Annotated in this window: 9 protein-coding genes and 6 pseudogenes; 12 read left to right on the top strand and 3 right to left on the bottom strand. The window is 57.0% G+C overall.

The features are described from left to right. Positions 1–21: 21 nt before the first annotated feature. Positions 22–964 (bottom strand): annotated as a pseudogene (locus N8E89_RS02965) (choline ABC transporter substrate-binding protein). Positions 965–1,153: 189 nt separating this feature from the next. Here N8E89_RS02965 and N8E89_RS02960 point away from each other — a divergent pair. From N8E89_RS02960 to modC, 4 genes and pseudogenes are all read left to right on the top strand, one after another. Continuing rightward, positions 1,154–1,748, top strand: a pseudogene (locus tag N8E89_RS02960) (thymidine kinase). A gap of 193 nt (positions 1,749–1,941) precedes the next feature. Next, positions 1,942–2,736 carry a molybdate ABC transporter substrate-binding protein gene (gene modA, locus N8E89_RS02955; protein ID WP_262261086.1) on the top strand — a complete coding sequence of 265 codons (795 nt, stop codon included), beginning with the start codon at positions 1,942–1,944 and terminating at the stop codon, positions 2,734–2,736. A 27-nt stretch (positions 2,737–2,763) separates the two neighbouring features. After that, positions 2,764–3,465, top strand: coding sequence for a molybdate ABC transporter permease subunit (gene modB / locus N8E89_RS02950; RefSeq protein ID WP_106664064.1), 702 nt, complete (start codon positions 2,764–2,766; stop codon positions 3,463–3,465). Then, positions 3,462–4,538: pseudogene (modC, locus tag N8E89_RS02945) on the top strand (molybdenum ABC transporter ATP-binding protein). The gene modB and the pseudogene modC overlap by 4 nt, the downstream one beginning before the upstream one ends. On the opposite strand, the gene N8E89_RS02940 reads toward modC, so the two are convergent. Further along, on the bottom strand, positions 4,532–4,909 hold the full coding sequence (locus N8E89_RS02940; RefSeq protein WP_262261085.1) for a winged helix-turn-helix domain-containing protein: 378 nt from the start codon (positions 4,907–4,909) through the stop codon (positions 4,532–4,534). The pseudogene modC and the gene N8E89_RS02940 overlap by 7 nt on opposite strands. A 229-nt stretch (positions 4,910–5,138) precedes the next feature. On the opposite strand from N8E89_RS02940, the pseudogene N8E89_RS02935 reads away from it, so the two are divergent. The 5 genes and pseudogenes from N8E89_RS02935 (at position 5,139) to N8E89_RS02915 (ending at position 11,834) form a co-directional block, all read left to right on the top strand. Further along, positions 5,139–6,228 (top strand): annotated as a pseudogene (locus N8E89_RS02935) (hypothetical protein). A 3-nt stretch (positions 6,229–6,231) separates the two neighbouring features. After that, complete coding sequence (locus tag N8E89_RS02930) at positions 6,232–7,383, top strand: hypothetical protein (protein WP_106664060.1); 1,152 nt, start codon at positions 6,232–6,234, stop codon at positions 7,381–7,383. A gap of 24 nt (positions 7,384–7,407) precedes the next feature. After that, a complete protein-coding gene (locus N8E89_RS02925) occupies positions 7,408–9,318 on the top strand; it encodes an AAA family ATPase (protein ID WP_262261084.1) in 1,911 nt (636 codons plus the stop codon). Further along, positions 9,318–10,604 carry a DUF6638 family protein gene (locus N8E89_RS02920; protein ID WP_262261083.1) on the top strand — a complete coding sequence of 429 codons (1,287 nt, stop codon included), beginning with the start codon at positions 9,318–9,320 and terminating at the stop codon, positions 10,602–10,604. Before N8E89_RS02925 ends, N8E89_RS02920 begins: the two co-directional genes overlap by 1 nt. A 105-nt stretch (positions 10,605–10,709) precedes the next feature. Further along, positions 10,710–11,834: a DUF2333 family protein gene (locus N8E89_RS02915; RefSeq protein WP_106664058.1), complete on the top strand. Its 1,125-nt coding sequence runs from the start codon at positions 10,710–10,712 to the stop codon at positions 11,832–11,834. Between the two features lie 23 nt (positions 11,835–11,857). Here N8E89_RS02915 and N8E89_RS02910 read toward each other — a convergent pair. Then, positions 11,858–12,320: pseudogene (locus tag N8E89_RS02910) on the bottom strand (Lrp/AsnC ligand binding domain-containing protein). Positions 12,321–12,430: 110 nt separating this feature from the next. Here N8E89_RS02910 and putA point away from each other — a divergent pair. The 3 genes and pseudogenes from putA (at position 12,431) to N8E89_RS02895 (ending at position 19,822) form a co-directional block, all read left to right on the top strand. Continuing rightward, positions 12,431–15,523 (top strand): bifunctional proline dehydrogenase/L-glutamate gamma-semialdehyde dehydrogenase PutA, encoded by a 3,093-nt coding sequence (gene putA / locus N8E89_RS02905; protein ID WP_262261081.1) that lies wholly within the window; start codon positions 12,431–12,433, stop codon positions 15,521–15,523. Positions 15,524–15,624: 101 nt separating this feature from the next. Beyond that, positions 15,625–17,305: pseudogene (locus tag N8E89_RS02900) on the top strand (formate--tetrahydrofolate ligase). Between the two features lie 333 nt (positions 17,306–17,638). Next, positions 17,639–19,822, top strand: a complete 2,184-nt coding sequence (locus tag N8E89_RS02895; RefSeq protein ID WP_262261080.1) for an anthranilate synthase — start codon at positions 17,639–17,641, stop codon at positions 19,820–19,822.

Here is a 19,822-nt window from a genome sequence, read left to right as displayed (position 1 = left end):
GGCGTAGCTGCGTATCGTGCTTTAGAGCCCCAGCGCCGACTTGACCGCGGGAAGGCCTTCCTTGCCGTCAAAAGTTGTTACACCGGCAAGCCAGGTATCCAGGATTGCCGGATTGGCCTTCAGCCATTCAGATGCTGCCTTTGCGCCGTCCTCGCCGTCGTCGAGGATCTTGCCCATGATCTCGTTTTCCATCTGCAGGTTGAACTTGAGATTGGTCAGGAACTTGCCGACGTTCGGGCACTCAGCCGTGTATCCGGCGCGAACATTGGTATGGATAATTGCGCCGCCAAAATCCTTCCCGAACACGTCATCGCCGCCGGAAAGGTAGGCGAGCTTGAAGTTCGTATTCATGGGGTGCGGTTCCCAACCAAGGAAGACGATCGGCTTTTCGCTCTTCGTCTGTTTGGCCACCTGCGCCAGCATGCCTTGCTCGGACGATTCGGCCAGTTCAAAACCCTTGAGCCCGAACTGATCTTTCGAGATCATGTCGAGGATCAGCCGGTTGCCGTCGTTACCGGGCTCGATGCCATAAATCTTGCCGTCGAGATCGTCCTTGAACTTGGCGATATCCTTGAAGTCCTTAAGGCCCTTGTCGTAGAGATATTGCGGTACGGCGAGGGTATATTTCGCACCGGTCAGATTGGGGCCGAGATCGTCGACGGTCTTGTTCTCCAGATAGGGCTTGATGTCCGCAGCCATGGTCGGCATCCAGTTGCCCAGAAATACATCAATGTCCTTTTTGCCGAGCGAGGCATAAGTCACCGGCACGGAAAGTACCTTCGTGTCGGTCGAATAACCGAGACCTTTCAACACCTCGCTCGTCGCGGCCGTAGTCGCCGTGATATCCGTCCAGCCCACATCGGCGAGATCGGACTGTCTTGCAGCTCTCCGGCTCGGCGGCAAAAGCGGTGCCTGCCGAAAGCACCAGGGCGAGCGATATGGTGAGTTTGGATAGTGCGTTCATCGTTAGTTCTCCCTCTCCGGGTTTTCCCGGTCGATACTTGCAAGAACCAAGCACCAAATCGGCAGGCATTCAAGCATAGGCGCGCATAAATCCAGTCAAATAGCGACAGTTGTTGAAATTCCGACAAAAGTTACGGACAAGGACTACGAGAGGCTTCATGTGCCGGCTCAATTCTGGTTAAAGCACGCTATGGCAAAACTCTACTTCAGCTATTCGGCGATGAATGCCGGAAAATCCACGCTTCTGCTGCAGGCTTCCTACAATTATCAGGAGCGAGGCATGCGGACGATGCTGTTTACCGCCGCACATTATGCCGAGAACGGGGCTGGAAGAATCACCTCGCGCCTCGGCGTCAGCGCGGAGGCAGAGCTTTATCACGAAAGCGACATGCTGTTCGAGCGAGATCGCTGCAACGCATAGTGAGAGCGAACTAAGCTGCGTGTTCGTCGACGAGGCACAGTTTTTGACCAAGGATCAGGTCTGGCAGCTGGCGCGTGTTGCTGACCGGCTCAATGTTCCGGTCATGTGCTTTGGACTTCGCACCGATTTTCAGGGCAAGCTTTTCCCGGGATCATCCGAGCTCCTCGCTATTGCCGATACGCTGCGTGAAATCCGGACAATATGCCATTGCGGTGCCAAGGCCACCATGGTCGTGCGGCGTGACCCGGAAGGCAAGGCGCTGATCGAGGGTGATCAGGTGGCGATTGAGAAATCAGTTTATGTCTCGCTTTGCCGCAAGCACTGGGAAGAAGAAACCGGACGGATTTCAAAAACCTCCAATTGATCCACTGACACGCGCCGGATGCAATAATCTGCGCTCCGGTGTCCATGATCCCAAACGCTCGGGCTGACCGTCAGACTGAATTCTCAGCGGGGCGCCCAGGTCTGTTTCAATATATTCTGACAAATATAACACTGGATATCTGTCGCGTCGCGTTATATTCAGAAAAATATCTCGAACTAACCGGAGGCTGGGTATGGGCATTCATCGTCGTCAATGGATCAAAATGGCTTTTGCTGGACTCGCGGCGGCATGGTTCGGCCTGTCGCCGACAGCAGCACCAGCACAGGCAGCTGAAAAGGTCACCGTGTTCGCGGCGGCCAGCCTCAAGAATGCTCTCGATGACATCACTGCGGCGTGGGGGCAAGAAACCGGCAAGGAGGTAACAATTTCCTATGCCGCGAGTTCGGCTTTGGCGAAGCAGATCGAGTCGGGTGCGCCAGCGGATATCTTCATCTCGGCCGATCTGGACTGGATGGACTATTTGGCGAAGAAGCATCTCGTCAAAGAGGACACGCGCAAGAATCTTCTCGGCAATCGCATCGTTCTGGTTGCATCGAAGGACAAAACCGAACCGGTTGATATTAAAAATGGTTTCGAACTTGCAAAGCTGCTTGGCGATGGTCGCCTTGCCATGGGTGCAGTTGACTCTGTTCCTGCAGGCAAATACGGCAAGGCTGCCCTGGAATCCCTCGGTGTATGGTCGTCAGTTGAGACCAAAGTTGCCGGAGCCGAGAGTGTACGTGCCGCACTGCTGCTCGTGTCACGCGGGGAAGCGCCGTATGGCATCGTCTACCAAACCGATGCGGCCGCGGACAAAGAGGTTACAATCGTCGGTACTTTCCCTGAAGACAGCCACAAACCGATCATTTATCCGATTGCCATTCTGGCCGAGAGCAGGAATGCCGATGCGGTGTCGCTGTTTGACTACATCAAATCGGAGAAGGCTGTGCCATTCTTCGAGAAGCAGGGATTCACTGTGCTCGAATAGGGCAATGGACGCGCGGGGCGCTGTGTTTTGAACTGGTTGTCACTGAGCAATGAAGAATGGACCGCCGTTCATCTCACACTGCGCATTGCCTCTGTCGCGATGCTCGTCAGTCTGCCTTTTGGCATTCTCGTCGGCTGGTTGCTGGCGCGGGGGCAATTCTGGGGCAAATCGATCCTCAACGGGCTCATTCACCTGCCGCTGATCCTGCCGCCTGTCGTCACCGGGTTCATCCTGCTGATCCTGTTTGGCAGGCGGGGGCCGATCGGCGCTTTCCTGGCGGAGCACTTTGGTATCGTCCTCTCCTTCCGCTGGACGGGTGCGGCGCTCGCCTGTGGGGTCATGGGCTTTCCGTTGATGGTGCGCAGCATCCGGCTTTCGATCGAGGCGGTGGACCGCAAGCTCGAAGACGCGGCGGGAACCCTCGGCGCGAGCCCCCTGTGGGTTTTCACGACAGTGACGCTGCCGCTGATCCTGCCGGGCATCATCGCCGGGATGATCCTTTCTTTCGCCAAAGCCATGGGCGAGTTTGGCGCGACCATCACATTTGTCTCCAATATCCCGGGGGAAACGCAGACCTTATCTGCTGCCATCTATACCTTCACCCAGGTGCCCGGCGGTGACGCCGGCGCGTTTCGCCTGACCATCATATCCGTCGTCATTTCCATGGCGGCGCTGATGGCCTCGGAATTCATGGCTTATCTCGTTGGGCGCAGGGTGGATATCGAATGACCCTCGTTTTTGAATCACGTCATGCGCTCGGCAGGTTTGTCATCGATGCTGCCTTTACCTCCAATCGCGGCGTCACGGCACTGTTCGGGCAGTCCGGTTCCGGCAAGACGTCGGTCATCCGAGATCATCGCCGGTCTGACGCGGCCTGATCAGGGAAAAGTCGAATTCGACGGCACCGTACTCGTGGATACGCGGAAGGGCATATTTGTGCCCAAGCACCAACGCCGTTTCGCGACTGTGTTTCAGGAAGGGCGGCTGTTCCCACACCTGACAGTCCAGCAGAATCTGAATTATGGCCGCTGGTTCGCCCCAAAACCCGAACGTGCGGAAAGCTTGGCAAAGATCGTAGATCTGCTCGGTATCGGGGGATCCTGCACCGGCGTCCGGAGAAACTGTCCGGAGGGGAAAAACAGCGTGTTGCCATTGGCCGCGCATTGTTGTCGTCACCGCGCCTGCTGCTGATGGATGAACCGCTCGCCGCGCTGGATGAAGCGCGGAAGATGGAGATACTTCCCTATCTCGAAACCCTCCGCGACGAGCTCGACATTCCCATTGTCTATGTCAGCCATTCAGTCGCGGAAGTCGCCCGGCTTGCTGATCACGTCATCGTCATGAGCGATGGCAAAGTGGCTATGGCCGGGACAGCTTCAGTCGTTTTGAGCCAGCCTTCCATTTCAATCGCCGCCGGTCGCAGGGAAGCCGGTTCGCTCATGGAAGGCAGGGTCGAGCATTACGATATGCGGCACCGTCTTGCGACCATCGCATTCAAGACGTCGAGAATTTATGTTTCGGGTGCCGAAATTGCCGAAGGAAAGTCAGTTCGCGTCCACATCCTGGCCAAAGACGTGATGCTCTCGACTGTCCGGCCGGAACAGTTGAGCGCGCTCAACATCCTCGAGGGGAAAATCAGCGCGATCAACTCTGACGAGGCGTGCACGGTTGACGTTCAGGTTGATTGCGACGGGACGCTGGTTTTGGCGCGGATTACCGAATTATCTTGCAAGAGGCTTGGCCTCCTGGAGGGAATGCATGTCTTCGCGATCATCAAGACGGTTGCGCTGGAACCTTATTGATCGCCCGTTGCTTGTTTCGCGCGATTGGCATCGAGCCAGCCGAGATCATCTGCCACCGCTGTTTCGATTTTCTCTTCCATCGCCCGAAAGCGGCTGAGCAATTCCTCGCCGAAGCCTGTAACGACCGCACCGCCGCCCTGCTTGCCGCCACGCTGCAGATCTACGACCGGAAGCGAGAACATGCCGTTCATCGCGCTGACCAGCAACCAGGCCCGACGATAGGACATGTTCATCGCACGGCCTGCAGCTGAAATGGAACCGGTCGAACGAATGTGTTCCAGCAGCTGCATCTTTCCGCGACCGATTCTTTCCCCGTTTGGAAAATCGATGCGAAGGACCGTTTTCAGGTCACTTTGTGAGGATGTGCCCATTGTCATGACCGCGTTGTTATATTGCCGAAATCATCTATAGCAAGGCCCCCGATGATGTACATCGGCATGGACTACACTGGTCTATTGAAAACGCCAAAGCTCGAATTCTCCGCATGCAAGTTTACCCTCGGACCTTTCATTTGCCAGAAGGCTTTTTTTCGCACAGTGGCGTGTCTATATTCGCACAGCGCGGCAGGAACTAATTTTTGGGAAATAGGGGTAGAGGGTGATGGCGAGTTTGCAGAGTTTTGATTCCGAGATCGAAAAGACCAGGACGATGGTCAATGAGATGCGGACGAAAATAGATCAGTCCAGCGTTGTTCTCGACAAATTCGCCAAGGCCGATGAAAAAATCGGCGCCTCTGATTTCGACATCGAAAACGCGCGCATCGCCGATGTACTACGCCAGCAAAAAGTGATGGAAGGCAATATTGCCGAACTGATCATCGGGCTTGAGGATGCCACCAATGTTTTCGGCTCGGAGTTCGAAAGCATGAAGGGCTTTTCCGGCTGGGAAAAATTCGTCGGCGTCTTTTCGAAGCAAAAGGCGCAGCGCCTGCGGTCAGACCGCGTCCGCAATATGTCCCTTGCAGGGAACCTGCAGGAGCTTCTTTCCAAATCGGATCGCATCGTCGGAATCCTGAAAGAACAGAAGGCCGTTCTGGATGAGCGCTACAAAACCTCCGAGACGAGCCTTGCCACGGTGATCGAACGCCGCAAGACGACTATTGCGAGATCTCGAAGCGGCCCAGAAGCGCATAGAAGAACTCAACCCGCTGCTGCTCGACATCGAAAACCGCATTGCGGCTTCCACCGATCAGGGCACACGCACCGAGCTCGAAGGCCAGCGGTCGAAGCTTGCGACCGAATATAATGAGCGCCAGGCCAAGGAACAGGAGCTTCTGGCGGAAAGCCAGACACTGGAACGCTACACCTCAATGTTCCAGACCTTTGTCGATTCGCTCAACAACCAGATCGCGGCACAGAGCACCCTGATCAACAAGCTCGCCATCGACACCGAACAGCGCATCGTGCTGTACAAGGCGCTGGAAGATTCGTTGAAGACAGCAGCGCAGCAGGATGTGGCGCACAAGATCAACACGCTTGGCAGCAAGGTGGATACCGCGGCGGAAGAAACCATGGCGGGTGTCGGCGCGGCAGCTCAGAAACATATCGGCGATCTTCTTGAAATGCACGAGAAGAACATGGTCAGCTCGCAGGACATCCAGCGCCGCAAGAAGCTGGCCGATGATGCCTTCTCGCGCCGGTTCTCCGAAGTCCTCAAGAAGCACAATTCTGCCGATTACGCTAAAAGCTAATCGATGACCGACAACACAGATATGGCAGCAGCAGAACGCTATTTTGGCGCCATCCGCGCTGCGCTGGATGGGCTGGGCGTCTTCCTGAACAATCAGGACTCGCCATTCTACAAGCATGATCTGGTTGCGCAGACTGTATCGGAGTACTTGCAGCGGCTCGATGCTTCTTTCGAATGCTGGCGAAACCGGCTCGGTTTTGCCGAGCGCTTTCGCATTTCGAAAGCGGAAAGCGGATTTCCGGTTTTCCAGAACGTTCTCGAGCTCGAGAATGACAAGAAGGACGCCAAGGAGAGGCTCGCCGCCATTCCGCCAGCAGAAGCGCTGCGCGGCGAGATGGCGGATTTCATTCTGCGCAACCGCGAATTCCCGCGCGATCTGCAAAAGACAATGGCAGAGCGGATCTATCTGGAAGCCGTCAATCAGGGTGAAGTCTTCTCGCCTTTCCTCCTGCCCGTGACCATACGGGTTTCGGTCAATCCAAAGACGCTGCGGCCATTCTACGTGGTGCATTGGGGAGCATTTGACGGGGCGTCCAATTTACCGTTGATCTACATGGCCATCATAGAGGATTCTTCGGAAAACATGGTGGAGACGCTGGTCGACAAGGACGGCAAGCTCAATAACAAAGTGAGGATTCCTCTCCCTGTTGGCGGCCTGCTCAATCCAGACCTTGCCCGCCGCTTCGATGATTTTGCCGCGAAGAACTCCGCCTATTCGTTGTCGCCTGTAACCATTGCGACGAGCCTTGATCAGGATTTTCCGGAACTGCATCCGAAGCAATTGCGCCGGGTCGTGCTCGGACCATTCTATACGGCCGGGATCACCGAGCATAACCAGAAGGTCGCCGATGTGCTTGAACAGGTGCGCGAGCCGGAGGATGCCTGGCTCTTGACCTGGACATTGCAGGAGGTTTTTTCCAAGGCCGAAAAGCCTGGCAAACGCGGGCTATGGTCGTCGGAACCGGCGCGCGAGGAATTCCATATCAATACCGATGATCTCGAAGCGGCGCGGCAAGGTGTCAGCCATTATGAGAAACACGCACTTGTACCGCATGAAGCCTATCAGGCGCTCTATGCCTCAGGTGAGGCGGCAGAAATTTTCAAAGGCTTTGAGACGCATATCCTGTCCAACGGCCAGGTGATCAGCGGCATTTGAGACCGATTTGAGGAGGAAAGAATCATGGATATCGGTCTGACCACGATTGAGGAAAAGGACATCGTCAAGCATCTTGCCGTTGCGCAGGCAATGGTGACGCGTTTCATTTCCCTGGATGCCGGCGACGCGAAATCGGGAACCGGGATTGCCGGGACCGGCCGGCGGTTTGTCCCGACTGTTTCCTCCGGCGGCTTGCGCAAGACGCGCGAAGTCGAGCTGACCAAGACGATCCAGACCGTGCGGCCAGACGATCAGATGCTCTCCATTGCCCAGCATACACTGCTGTTTCGGGCACGGCGCGGTGTAGCGATCGCGTTGGCGATCGGCGACGTTTTTGGGCGCCATAGCGATCTTGAAGCTTTGATGGCACGCAATGCTTCGGCTCCATTGCAGGGTGAAGATGCGAGCCATTTCAAACGGCTTCTTTCCGCCGCGTCCTATGTGGGCGCCTTTGCGCTTGCAGCCTATCTCGCGCAATTGATCGAGTCGGACTCCGAGCCAGCGAACGATATTGCGGCGCCGGAATTCCTCTTCGACACGACGCAGGATGCGCTGAAATCCGTGATCGCCGGACTCGACCGGGCAATTTCCGGCGCGAGCGATGAGCAGGCGATGCTGTCGCGTGCCAAGGCCTACTCGGCGCTGGCGATAGACGGGCTCTTGCAGCGCAAGGGCCGTTTCGACGGGCTCGGCAGCTTCGAGGATATGCATCTGCGGCTCGACAGCGATGATTTCACACTCGACGGATTTGACGTCGCGCCGTCGAAGAAGCGTACGCCGCTGGTGATGACATTCAAAAAGCCGAATGAGGTCGTCGGCAACCACATTGCCAAATATCAGGCGTTGAAGCTTTCGAAGATGCTGATGGCCTATGATTTCGACCGGCAGCTCAATCCCTTTGTTGAGCTCGGCGGGTTCCTCTTCACCTTTATCGGCGATGGTGCACCGGGTACGGGCAAGACCACACTGATCCAGATGATCGCCGGGCTGGTCAATGATTATTGTCAGGTCGCAGGATACGCCTTCCATTACGAGAATTTTGGTGTCGACCAGATTTCGTCCTATCAGGGTAAATCCGGACAGAATTGCAAGCAGTTCGTTACCAATGTACTCAATCCGCGGGTGATTGGTTTCGGCACGATCGACGATATCGATCAGGTGGCGGCAAAACGTTCCGACGACCGTGCGTCTTCTGGACAGCACGAAATCACCGGTGTGCTTATGGAAGCCTTTTCCGGCGCATCGACTGTCGTGCGCGGCAATTGCTCGTTCGGCATGTTTTCCAACTATCCGGAAAACGTCGATGACGCATTGCGGCAGCGTGCTGGCGCGCGCTGGCTCGTGAACGGCCCGCAGACGCGCGACGACTATATCGACATTTTCACGCTGCTGGCGGGCAAGAACCACAAGATCCCGCTTGGCGATCACAAGCTCTACGAGGCTCAGCAGATCGAAAGGGCGGTGGAGACGGCCTATGGCGAACTGTCGAAGCCGCAAGAGGAGGGACTGAAGGCCGTATACGACCGCTTCATCAAGGAGAATGGCGAGCCGGAGACGCTGGCCGATGTCGGCACCTATCTGCATATGATCAAGGAGCGAGAGCCGCGCTTCACCGGCCGGGCCATCAAGAATGTCACGGATGCGATCAAGATGCGGGCTATGGATGTGGAATTGCCGGATGAGTGGTTTGAGAAGCCCGAAATGTTCATGCACAAAAGCTATGATGACAAGAAGGCGATGATCGAGGAACTGCGCAAGCCATTTACGATGGAGATGGTGCTGCAGGAAACCAACCGCTACGCGGATTCGGAATTCCGCTATGCGGACAAATCCGATGATGCCGCCGTGGACAAGATGGTCCGCGATGCGAGACTGCGCGAACGGGCGGTGCGGGAAGTAGAGGGGCTCAAGGCCAAGGGACAGTGGGACGCCTGATGGACCTTCTTTACGAAAACGATCTGATCTACGGGCGCTTGCTGACGGTCGACCAGCCGCACCTGATCGAGCGCTATAACCGGGCGCTGAAATCCTTCGGGTTTCCTGCGACAAAGCTCAAGAAATTCGACATTGACCGGACCGGCTTTTCGCCGGAAATCGCCAAGGAACTGAAAGACCGGTCCTACCTGGATCCAAATGGCGTCAACCGGCGCTTCATCATTCTAACACCGGCGCAGGCTGACCTGCCGGTCGTGCACACACAATTCTCCAATACATCGCAGCTGATGTATGAGTTTTTCTCCAGCAATTCCCGGGCGATCAATGCGTTGACGATCAAGGATGTGCTCTACGGCGAGATCGAGGATTCGGTTTCGGTTGTCAGCGACATCGAGGATTTGCTGTCGATAAACCAGGTCGAATTCCGGGTCCTTTCGGCTGAGAACGTCATGGGGCAGGCCGCGGAACTGCGGCTGCTGGTCGACCGGCTGGAGAACGAGCCGGACGCCTGGCGCAACAATGAACTTCTCAACCGCATGGTGGAACTCGCCAAGATCACCGGCGACATACGCGAGAATTCGCTGGTGCCGGACAAGGTCATGTTCCGGCACCGCGCCTTCTGGACCAGCCATTTCGGCGGTACGTATATATTCGTCGACGATAATACCACCACGGTTATCGGCGACCCGTCGGCACCGGGGTTCAGGCGTTCACGCCCCTGGCAAGTCAATTACATTTCCATCAAGGATGCCGAGCAGGTCTTTCAATTTCTTGCCTCCACCTCGCGCATCGAATTGCCGCGCGCCTCATGGATCGAGCAATCCGGCTATCTGGAAAATCGCGGCGAGATGATCATCCGCCACCTGATCCAGGCACTGGAACCCGAACGGGACCTGACCAATATCGACCGTATCTGGCTGCAGACATGGATCCACGCCAATGCCGCCCTGATCAATCATGACGGCACCTGGCCGTTCCTCAATGCGGTCAAGCGGGAGATCGGCCAGACCGGCCAGCTCAACATGGCCGAGATCGATCCCAAGCGCCGGTTCCTTGTCGTCCGCGCGCTGCCCCGCCATCCGGATGCCTGGCTGGTCAACCATCTGATCAGCGATTTCGTGCCGTGGGATTTCCTGTCACGCTATGTCTTCAACAAGCCGGGATTTTTTGCGGACTATGAAAGCTGGAACCCGCCCTATCAGCAACATGTCGTCGAGACTCTGAAGACGATGTATTTGAACGACAAGGAAGGGCTAAGGAAGCGGTTGTATGGATTTAATGAGTGAACAATCAATAGCGGGCACGTTGTCGATATTCCCGAAACAACCTATGTGAATGACCAAGAGGGCTGCTGAGGCGGCCTTATGGACTTGAACAGCGAAGGAAACAGAATGCTCGAGCCCGTGATCAATTTCTTCAGCCGGATTTTTTATTACATTGGACGCGGTATCGGCTTTCTGGTCGGCATCATTCTGTGGCCGTTCCTTTGGCTCGGCAGCTGGTACGGGCAGCGCGGCATTGTCCTCAAGGCTGTTCTCGGCGTAGTGGCGCTCGTGTGGCTCGGCCTCTACGGCTATTTTTTCTACAACACGCAGGCTTGGACCAATTTCAACCCCGACTACATTTCGGTCTATGATTTCAAGAACCGCAATGTGCCTGCGGGCGAGCCTGTCGCCGCGCAGGCGGCCGGAACGCCCGCGAAAAGCTGCGCCCGGTCGGCCATTGTCGAGGTGACGGCGGATCTGACGGATTTCAACGTCAACCAGAATGCGTGGATTTCATCCATGCTGCTCTATAAACTCGGTTTCTTCGGTGTCGACTGGGACAATACGCCATTTCTCGATAACAAGGCGTCGTTCCAGCGCGGCATCAATTCCGCGGTGCGGCGCACGGCGGTTGAGCTGGTCGATACGCTCGGCCGCGTTCGCGGCACGTCGCAGATCGATGCCGATCTGCAGAAGGCACGCGGCAATCTGCAGTTCACCGAGGATGCCTGGTACTTCGGCGTCAACCCGTTCGGACCAAAAACGCCGACGCCGAGCTATTACCGTTCGGCCGTCAGGGATTTGCGGACTTTCAATTCCAAACTCGAGAACTGCAACGCCATATTCGATGCCCGTGCCGATAATCTCATCCAGTTCATTGACCGTATTGCCAATGATATCGGCGCGACCTCGGCCATTCTGAAGGATCGCTCGGAGAACAATAATTATGGCTGGTTCGATACCCGCGCCGATGACCGGTTCTGGTTCGCCTATGGCCAGCTTTATGCGTATTACGGCCTCATGAATGCGGCCCAGGTCGATTTCAATCAGGTCTTGCAGGAAAAACATCTGACACCGCTTTGGGACGGTATGGATGGCCAGCTGCGCGCCGCATTGAATATCAAGCCGTGGATCATCGCCAATGGCAAGGAGAGCGGCTGGCTGTTGCCGAACCATTTGACGACGATGGGTTTTTACATTCTGCGCGTTCGCTCGAACCTGATCGACATCAAGCAGGTGTTGCAGCAGTAGGCGGCGTCAATGCAGCCTGCCGGTCACACCGGCAGGCTCGACGTTTCCTTGACCTCTTCCATGACTGCGTAGGTATGGGATCTCGCGTACGCCTGGCAGGGAGAGCAGTGCGTCCGAGAGAAAACGCCGGTAATGTTCCATATCGGCGACACGCGCCTTGATAAGATAATCGAAACCGCCAGCAACCATATGGCACTCCATGACATCCGGATTTCGGCGCGTTGCCGCCGCGAAGGTCGCAAAGACGTCTGGCGTCGTCCGGTCGAGCTTGATCTCGACGAACACAAGCATTGCACGATCAAGCTTTTTAGGCGACAATTTTGCCGTGTAACCAAGGATATAACCATCACGGGTGAGACGCTTGACGCGCTCGGTCGTTGCGGTTTGTGACAGGCTGATACGTTCGGAAAGTTCCGTGTTGGTAAGGCGCCCGTCCTTTTGCAGCTCGCGCAAAATCCTGCGATCGAGGCTGTCCAGATTCTTCATCACTAAATTATTCCCCATTCTTAGTTTTTTGCGCCAATTCCCTCACATTCATTGGTGAGAAGAACCATATGGAATAGATTATATGGGAAAAATCAATAAGGGGAAGCCTGATGACCGTTCAATTGCCAGCGACTAATGATTTTTCTGCACCCTATGCAGTCGATGACCAGCAACTGGTCGCATCGCTGCTGAAGACGATTGCCCTTCCGGAGGATGTGAATCGCCGCATCGATGCGCGCGCCAGCAAGTATATCGCGACCATCCGCAAGGAAGCGAGCGGCATCGGCGGCGTTGAAGACTTCCTGCGCGAATACGGGCTGTCGACGCGCGAAGGCTTGGCGCTCATGGTTTTGGCAGAGGCCCTGCTGCGCGTGCCGGATGCCGCAACGCAGGACAAGCTGATCGAGGACAAGCTGAAGCAAGGCCACTGGTCCGAGCACGAGCCGAGCGGCGATACCTGGTTCGTATCGGCCTCCGCCTGGGCGCTTGGTCTATCGGCAAAGGTCATCAAGCCGGGCGAAACGCCGGAAGGCGTCATTTCCTCGCTGGTCAAGCGAATTGGTCTACCGACCGTACGCACCGCGACCAAGCAGGCCATGCGCTATCTTGGTCATCACTTCGTCCTTGGTGAAACGATCAAGGATGCGCTCAAGCGGGCCAGCACCAACGAGGCCAAGGGTTACCGCCACTCCTTCGATATGCTCGGCGAGGGTGCCCGCACCCGCAAGGACGCGCGCGGCTACTTCAAATCCTATTCCGACGCCATTGACGCCATTGGTCGTGCGACTGGCAACAAGAAGCTGCCGGATCGCATGGGCATTTCAGTCAAACTCTCGGCGCTGCATCCGCGCTACCTCGCCACGCATCACGACGAGGTCATGGCGGAACTGGTACCCGATCTGCTGGCGTTAGCGCAGAAGGCAAAATCCTATGATCTCAACTTCACTGTAGACGCTGAGGAAGCTGACCGGCTGGAACTGTCGCTGGACGTGATCGACCGCGTTTTCGCTGACGCCTCGCTTGATGGCTGGGACGGGTTCGGTCTTGCCATTCAAGCCTATCAGAAGCGTGCCCTCGATGTGATCGATCATATCGACCGGCTCGCCGCACGCCACAACCGCAAGATGATGGTCAGGCTGGTGAAGGGCGCTTATTGGGATACTGAGGTGAAGCGGGCGCAGGAACGCGGCCTTGCCGATTACCCGGTATTTACCCGCAAACCCGCGACCGATGCTTCCTATCTTGCCTGCGCCAAGCGCATGCTCGATGCACGTCCGCGAATATTCCCGCAATTTGCCACGCATAATGCGCTGACAGTCGCGATGATTCTGGAAATGGCAGGCGCCGACAAGACTGGCTTCGAGTTCCAGCGCCTGCACGGCATGGGCGAAAGCCTTTACAAGCAGATCACCGAAAAAAATGACAAGATCGCCTGCCGCATCTACGCGCCGGTTGGCGGCTACCGCGATCTTCTGGCCTACCTCGTGCGGCGCCTTCTCGAAAACGGCGCAAACTCCTCGTTCGTTTCAGTCGTGGGCGATAACGATATACCGATTGCCGACCTGCTGATCCGTCCGGCCGACAAACTCAATGACGGCAAGGGGTACAGGCATCCGCATATTCCGCTCCCATCGAAGCTCTATGGCAAGCGCACCAATTCTTCAGGCATCGAACTGGGTGATCGCAAGGAACTGGCCGCACTTCTCGGTGGTATCGCCAAGGCGCCGCGCAGCGTCAATGCGATCCCGTTGATCGACGGCGTAAAGGTTCACGGCAAACCCCAGAATGTCGTCTCGCCGGTGAATGGTTCAACTGTTGGTACCGTCGTATTTGCCACGGCTGACGAAGCTGCAAAGGCTGTCGGTATTGCTCGCAAGGGTTTTGCGTCATGGTCGCGCCTGCCGGTGGATACACGGGCGAGGGCGCTGGAAAAGGCGGCTGATCTGCTGGAAGAAAATCGCAATCAGCTTCTGGATCTTCTATCGCGCGAAGCCGGTAAGACCATCGATGACGGTATCGCCGAAATCCGTGAGGCCGTTGATTTTTGCCGCTATTACGCCGCCGAAGCACGCCGGCAGTTTGGGGTCGACAAGGTCATGCCCGGGCCAACGGGCGAGGACAACAAGCTGCGGCATCGCGGCCGGGGTGCCTTCGTTTGCATCAGTCCGTGGAATTTCCCTCTGGCGATTTTCCTCGGGCAAGTGACAGCAGCATTGGCGGCGGGTAATACCGTTGTGGCCAAGCCCGCGGAGCAGACACCGCTCATCGCTTACGAGGCCATTCGCATCCTGCATCAAGCCGGGGTGCCGAAGGACGCCGTGCTCTATGTCCCGGGCGATGGCCCGGTTGGCGCGGCCTTGACGTCACATGCGGAGATTGCCGGCGTTGCCTTTACCGGTTCGACCGATACGGCTTGGGCTATCAACCGGACATTGGCTGCGAAGAAAGGACCGATCGTCCCGCTGATCGCCGAGACCGGCGGTTTAAATGCGATGATCGTCGATGCAACGGCATTGTCCGAGCAGGTCGCGGATGACGTGGTCATGTCGGCGTTCCGTTCGGCGGGGCAACGCTGTTCGGCACTGCGCATTCTCTATCTGCAGGAAGATATCGCGGACAACATGCTCGAAATGATCGAGGGAGCAGCAAAGGAACTTACCCTTGGCGATCCGGCACTGCCTTCGACCGATGTCGGACCGATCATCGACGAGGCACAGCGCGATATGCTCTCGAACCACATCGCGGCGATGCGCAAGAGCCAGAAGGTGCGCTATGCAGGCGAAGCGCCCAGGGAGGGCCTGTTCTTCGCGCCGCATATCGTGGAGCTTAACCGGCCGGATGCATTGGAACGCGAGGTATTCGGTCCCGTGTTGCATGTGGTTCGCTGGAAGGCCAAGGACCTCGACAAGGTGCTCGACCAGATTGCCTCGACGGGTTACGGCCTGACCTTCGGCCTGCATACGCGCATCGAAGCCACGGTGACCAAGGTGATCGACCGGCTCGATATCGGCAATGTCTATGTCAACCGCAACACGATCGGCGCGGTTGTCGGCACGCAACCCTTCGGCGGATCGGGCCTTTCCGGCACCGGGCCAAAGGCCGGGGGGCCGGCCTATCTGGCGCGCTTTGCGCTGGAGCAGGTGGTTTCCGTCAACACGGCCGCTGCAGGTGGAAACGCGAGCCTTATCGCCATGGGCGAATAGGCGTTGCCGGATTACGCTGCAGCTGGGGATAGTCAGTTCGGGCTATCCCCATTTGGCTTGTAGAATGCTATTTGACGTACTTCCGATACGGGGGAACGTCGATGGCTATCGTCAAATCCGATATTGAGATTGCGCGCTCGGCGGCGAAAAAGCCGGTGCTTGAGATCGGCGCAAAAATCGGCATACCGCCTGAACACCTTGCGCCCTATGGTTATGACAAGGCCAAGCTTTCGGCAGAATTTATTCGCTCGAAGCAGGGCGGCAAGGATGGCAAGCTTATCCTGGTGACGGCCGTCAGTCCGACTCCGGCTGGCGAGGGCAAGACCACTACGACCGTTGGACTTGGCGACGGGCTCAACCGCATCGGCAAAAAGGCAATCGTCTGCATTCGAGAAGCATCGCTCGGTCCCTGTTTCGGCACCAAGGGTGGCGCCGCAGGTGGCGGCTATGCGCAGGTGATCCCGATGGAAGATATCAACCTGCATTTCACCGGCGACTTCCATGCGGTCACCGCTGCGCACAATCTGCTCGCGGCGATGATCGACAACCATGTCTACTGGGGCAATGAGCTCAATCTCGACACGCGCCGCATCACCTGGCGCCGTGTCATGGACATGAACGATCGGGCCCTGCGCGACATTGCCTCATCCCTTGGCGGCGTCGCCAACGGGTTCCCGCGGGAATCGGGATTCGACATCACGGTGGCTTCCGAAGTGATGGCAATCCTTTGCCTGGCTACGGATCTGAGCGATCTGGAACGACGGCTGGGCGAAATCATCATCGGCTACCGCTTCAACAAGACGCCGGTTTATGCCCGCGATCTGAAGGCAGACAGGGCCATGGCCGTTCTGCTCAAGGATGCGATGCAGCCCAATCTTGTGCAGACGCTGGAAAACAATCCGGCATTTGTGCATGGAGGGCCCTTTGCCAATATTGCTCATGGCTGCAATTCAGTCGTCGCGACCACCACGGCCCTGAAGCTTGCCGATTATGTGGTGACAGAAGCGGGTTTCGGAGCTGATCTTGGTGCAGAGAAATTCTTTGATATCAAATGCCGCAAGGCGGGGCTGAAGCCGGCCGCAGCGGTTATTGTTGCCACGGTGCGCGCCATGAAGATGCATGGTGGCGTTGCAAAGGATGATCTGGGCCAGGAGAACATTGCCGCAGTCAAAGCCGGCTGTGCCAATCTCGGCCGCCATATGGAAAATGTCCGGCAATTCGGCGTGCCAGTGGTCGTTGCCATTAATCATTTCACCGCCGACACCGAAGCCGAGATTGCAGCCGTGAAGGGGTTTGTCACGGCGCATGGCGCGGAAGCAATTCTGTGCAAGCACTGGGCGCAAGGCTCAGCTGGCATTGAAGATCTGGCGCACAAGGTTGTCGCCTTAGCTGAAAGTGGTTCAGCGCAGTTTTCACCGCTTTATGAAGATGAGCTGTCGCTGTTCGACAAGATCGAGACCATCGTCAAGCGCATCTACCGCGGTGCCGAAGCGGATGCCGATGCAAGCGTGCGCGAACAGTTGCGCCAGTGGGAAGATGCCGGATATGGCAACCTTCCCGTGTGCATGGCCAAGACCCAATATTCATTCTCGACGAACCCAAGCCTGCGCGGCGCGCCGGTCAATCATGTGGTGCATGTGCGGGAGGTGCGTTTGTCTGCCGGCGCCGGATTCATTGTGGCAATCTGCGGTGAGATCATGACTATGCCGGGCTTGCCGAAGTCGCCTTCCGCCGAGCGAGATCCACCTGAACGGCGACGGGGTAATCGAGGGCCTTTTCTGAAAGCTGAGCCAAAGCTGCATTTTTGCTGTTGCAAGCGGCGGCGCATGCCGCTAACAATCACCGCCATGAACACACGCATTCTTTCAAATGGCTGGTGGTGGGCTCGCTGATAGCGGCCACGCAGCTTTTTGCATGTTTGTGAAAAGGAACAGGGCCGCAACGGGTTTTCCGGGCGGCCTTTTTGTTTGACCGTCCGATGCCCAACGCATAACCCCAAAATCATCTTCGATTTTTGGAAAGGGTTATGCGCAGATTCACGGTGCTACTGCGTCCCTTCAGCGTCCACTGGACGCACGGCGCAGTAGAGCCAGATGCAACGAATTGGAGATGAAGATGCATAGAATTGAGGGCGACGTGGAAATATTCGATACCGCAGGCGGTGTCACGATTTCCCGGTCACGCATTGCGACGGCCTATGCCAGCGCGATCGACAGTTACGTGGATGCTCTCGACGAGCGGCGCGGCGCAGTTTTCTCGTCCAATTATGAGTATCCGGGCCGCTATACACGCTGGGATACGGCCATTGTCGATCCCCCTGCCGTTATCACCTCCAATGGCCGCCACATGACCATCGAGGCGTTGAACAAGCGCGGCGAGGTTCTGCTTGCGCCTATCAAGAGAGCAATTGCCACACTCGGGGAAGTGTCCATTACAGCCGCAAGCGCGAGCAAAATCGAGCTTGAAATTGCGTTGCCGAACCGCCCGTTCACGGAAGAAGAACGTTCCCGTGTCCCTTCCGTCTTCACGGTGCTGCGAGCCGTCGTGGCGCTGTTCTTCACGGAGGATGACGCCAACCTCGGTCTTTACGGCGCATTCGGCTACGACCTGGCCTTCCAATTCGATCCAATCCAGTACAAGCTTAAGCGGCCGGACGATCAGCGGGATATTGTGCTTTATCTGCCAGACGAAATTCTGGTTGTCGATCATCATGCCGCCAAGGCATGGCTCGACCGCTACGAATATGCCTTTGAGGGTTCCTCGACGGAAGGTTTGCCGCGCGATACCGCTGTGGAACCCTTCAAGCCGACAGACGCAATTCCTGGCCGTGGCGACCACAATCCCGGTGACTACGCGGAGCTCGTGAAGAAGGCGAAAGACAGCTTCAAGCGCGGTGACCTTTTTGAAGTCGTGCCTGGACAGACCTTTTACGAGCGCTGTGAAACCAAACCGTCGGTGATTTCACGGAGGCTGAAGGCCATCAATCCGTCGCCCTATTCGTTCTACATCAATCTTGGAGATAACGAATATCTGGTCGGCGCGCTGCCGGAGATGTTCGTGCGCGTGGTAGGGCGCCGCATCGAGACCTGCCCGATTTCGGGAACGATCAAGCGCGGCGAGGACGCGATTGCCGATAGTGAGCAGATCATCAAGCTCTTGAACTCGAAGAAAGATGAGTCCGAGCTCACCATGTGCTCGGATGTGGACCGCAACGACAAGAGCCGCGTTTGCGAGCCGGGTTCCGTCCGGGTGATCGGCCGCCGCCAGATCGAGATGTACTCGCGGCTGATCCACACGGTCGACCACATCGAAGGGCGGTTGCGCGAAGATATGGACGCCTTTGACGGCTTCCTGTCGCATGCCTGGGCGGTGACTGTAACCGGTGCGCCAAAACTATGGGCCATGCGATTCATCGAAGAAAATGAGCGGAGCCCGCGTGCATGGTACGGCGGTGCAATCGGCATGGTCAACTTCAATGGCGACATGAACACCGGCCTGACGTTGCGCACCATCCGCATCAAAGAGGGCATTGCGCAAGTCCGTGCCGGTGCCACCCTGCTTTTTGATTCAGTGCCTGAAGAGGAAGAAGCCGAGACAGAGCTCAAAGCCTCGGCAATGATCGCTGCCGTGCGCGATGCGCACAAAAGCAATGTCCTGCCGGAGGAGCGTGCAGTGGCCCGCGTCGGGGAGGGCTTGTCGATTCTTCTCGTCGATCACGAAGATTCCTTTGTCCATACGCTGGCGAATTATTTCCGCCAGACTGGCGCAACGGTCACCACGGTGCGTACACCGGTGCCGGAGGAGGTCTTTGACCGCATCAAGCCGGATCTCGTCGTGCTTTCACCCGGACCGGGCACGCCGCAGGATTTCGACTGCAAGGCAACGATAAAGAAGGCGCGCAAACGCGAGCTGCCGATCTTCGGCGTTTGTCTCGGTTTGCAGGCACTGGCTGAAGCCTATGGCGGAACGTTGCGCCAGCTGCATGTGCCGATGCATGGCAAGCCTTCGCGCATCCGGATCACCAAGCAAGGCAAAATCTTCTCTGGCCTGCCCAAGGAAGTGACCGTCGGCCGCTATCATTCGATTTTCGCTGATCCCGTTCGCCTGCCGGACGAGTTCATTGTAACCGCGGAGACCGAAGATGGTGTCATCATGGCGTTCGAACACAAGAGCGAACCGATCGCCGCCGTGCAATTCCATCCGGAATCGATCATGACACTCGGTCACAATGCTGGTATGCGCATGATCGAAAATGTCGTGGCGCATCTGCCACGCCGCGCCAAGGAACGAGCAGCCTAG

It is taken from the genome of Phyllobacterium sp. A18/5-2, from assembly GCF_025452215.1.
Classification (GTDB): domain Bacteria; phylum Pseudomonadota; class Alphaproteobacteria; order Rhizobiales; family Rhizobiaceae; genus Phyllobacterium; species Phyllobacterium sophorae.
The sequence above is the reverse complement of the archived record's forward strand: the minus strand, read 5'-3'. Positions and strand labels throughout refer to the sequence as shown.

Bases quoted from the DNA above. Each gene is read 5' to 3' on its own strand.
- modA (WP_262261086.1), top strand. From the start codon at position 1,942: ATGGGCATTCATCGTCGTCAATGGATCAAAATGGCTTTTGCTGGACTC.
- N8E89_RS02940 (WP_262261085.1), bottom strand. From the start codon at position 4,909: ATGGGCACATCCTCACAAAGTGACCTGAAAACGGTCCTTCGCATCGAT.
- N8E89_RS02930 (WP_106664060.1), top strand. From the start codon at position 6,232: ATGACCGACAACACAGATATGGCAGCAGCAGAACGCTATTTTGGCGCC.
- N8E89_RS02925 (WP_262261084.1), top strand. From the start codon at position 7,408: ATGGATATCGGTCTGACCACGATTGAGGAAAAGGACATCGTCAAGCAT.
- N8E89_RS02920 (WP_262261083.1), top strand. From the start codon at position 9,318: ATGGACCTTCTTTACGAAAACGATCTGATCTACGGGCGCTTGCTGACG.
- N8E89_RS02915 (WP_106664058.1), top strand. From the start codon at position 10,710: ATGCTCGAGCCCGTGATCAATTTCTTCAGCCGGATTTTTTATTACATT.
- putA (WP_262261081.1), top strand. From the start codon at position 12,431: ATGACCGTTCAATTGCCAGCGACTAATGATTTTTCTGCACCCTATGCA.
- N8E89_RS02895 (WP_262261080.1), top strand. From the start codon at position 17,639: ATGCATAGAATTGAGGGCGACGTGGAAATATTCGATACCGCAGGCGGT.